The organism is Polaromonas sp. P1_E3, assembly GCF_056405935.1.
On record NZ_JBFUBD010000537.1, the window covers coordinates 1 to 1,544 of the forward strand.

Genomic DNA, 1,544 nt, shown 5'->3' on the forward strand with positions numbered 1-1,544 from the left:
GTGATAAACGACTATCGCGGTGACCGTCGCTTGATGCCGTTTTTTGCGGCTGGCGCATTGGCTGCGTTGGCTGCCTGCATGATGTCCGGGTCGCTGACAGCCATACTGTCACTGGCGGCGTTGCCGCTGGCCTTGTCGTTATCGCGCCGCTGTCTGCCTGGTTTGCGGATGATTTTGCTGATTACATTGCTGATCGTTGCAACGGCTGCGGCCATGATCCACACACGTGCGCACATTGCCCAGCGTAGCGGTCAGGCACTTGAGGATGTTTCCCGCTTTGAACAGGCCAGGCCGGGTGCGACGACCGTCAGCAGCAGCGGATCGCGGCTGGAGAATTTCCGCAACGCCTGGGGGATATTCTGTTCGTCGCCCTGGATCGGCGTCGGCAACCGGGGTTACCATGAAATCCGCGTTGGGCAGGTCAATCGTGGTGAGTTGACTGCCTACACCGGAAGCTTCAGCGTTGCTCACAATGAATATCTCGACGCGATGGCCAAGCGCGGCCTGGTGGGGCTGGTAGGTTTGCTGGCGCTGCTGTTCGGTCCGATCTCTGTGTTTTATCGGCTTGGCGGCCCTGCCCATACCGCCGACAATCCGTGGCCGGCGATGGGAATGGCGGCTTGCATTGGCCTGGCAATTGCGTCACTGACGCAAAATGTAATCACACACAGTTCCGGCGCGAATTGGCTTACGTTGACGGTCGTGCTATTTCTTGCTTTAAGTCTGCGCGCGCGTGGCACCAAAAGTGTGGCCGACACGGCCATGCCCCCGGCTTTTAAACAGCAGCACGCCATGAACCTTGATGATGCGAATGGTCCCGTAGCCTGAACATCAATTAGAGGGCGAGGTCAGCACGGCGCAAGCGTCGCAAGCGATTGACTGGCCTGACAGGGCGACAGGTCACAGCAGCTCACGACTGGACAATCTGCAGCCACCCCCAGCGATTCTGATAAGCCCGCGCTTTTTCCCTGAATAGCGGCAGGTGATTGCACAAAGGGTTGGGGCTGAGTTTGCCCTCGTACAGCGCGTCCAGCCCCTTGGGGGCGTAAAGCTCTACAGCGTCTAACCCCGCAGGGCCTGGCCGTAAGCCCACGCAGGTACAGTTCACCAGGAACCGATTGATGCCATCACAGGAACTGCGCAGGGCTGGGTAGGGATAACCGAAATAGTCCTCGTACCAGGTGTGGACCCTGGCCTGGTTCTTGGCCTCCACGACAATGCCCCGGCCCGCGAAACAGGCGCCGACCCGCTCATTGACCGCGGTTTCGCCCGCCTCCGACAGATCAGCAGGATCAAAGTAAAAAAGGTCGTAGTCCTTGATGTGGACTTCGGGCGGCTGTCCTGAGCGCAGGTTCMAGACCGTCTGAAAGAGACATCCGGCCACGAGCCATGCGTCGGGCAACCCCAGCGCAGGCAGGTGTTCCAGGATGAACCGGTTGTGGCGGTTTTGCAGCGCGTCCCGGATGAATTCACCCGGGAGTAGGGCCTCAGACGACCTTGGCAATCGACGCGCAGACGTAGTCGATGTTCTTGCTGTTCAGTGC

2 protein-coding genes are annotated in these 1,544 nt (G+C 59.6%); one reads left to right on the top strand and one right to left on the bottom strand.

The features are described from left to right. Positions 1–828, top strand: an 828-nt coding sequence (locus AC1D0Z_RS21420; protein WP_477660172.1) for an O-antigen ligase family protein, incomplete at its 5' end; no start/stop codon positions are given. Positions 829–910: 82 nt separating this feature from the next. Here the strand turns inward: AC1D0Z_RS21420 and AC1D0Z_RS21425 are convergent. Then, complete coding sequence (locus AC1D0Z_RS21425; protein WP_477660173.1) at positions 911–1,504, bottom strand: nucleotidyltransferase family protein; 594 nt, start codon at positions 1,502–1,504, stop codon at positions 911–913. Positions 1,505–1,544 lie beyond the last annotated feature (40 nt).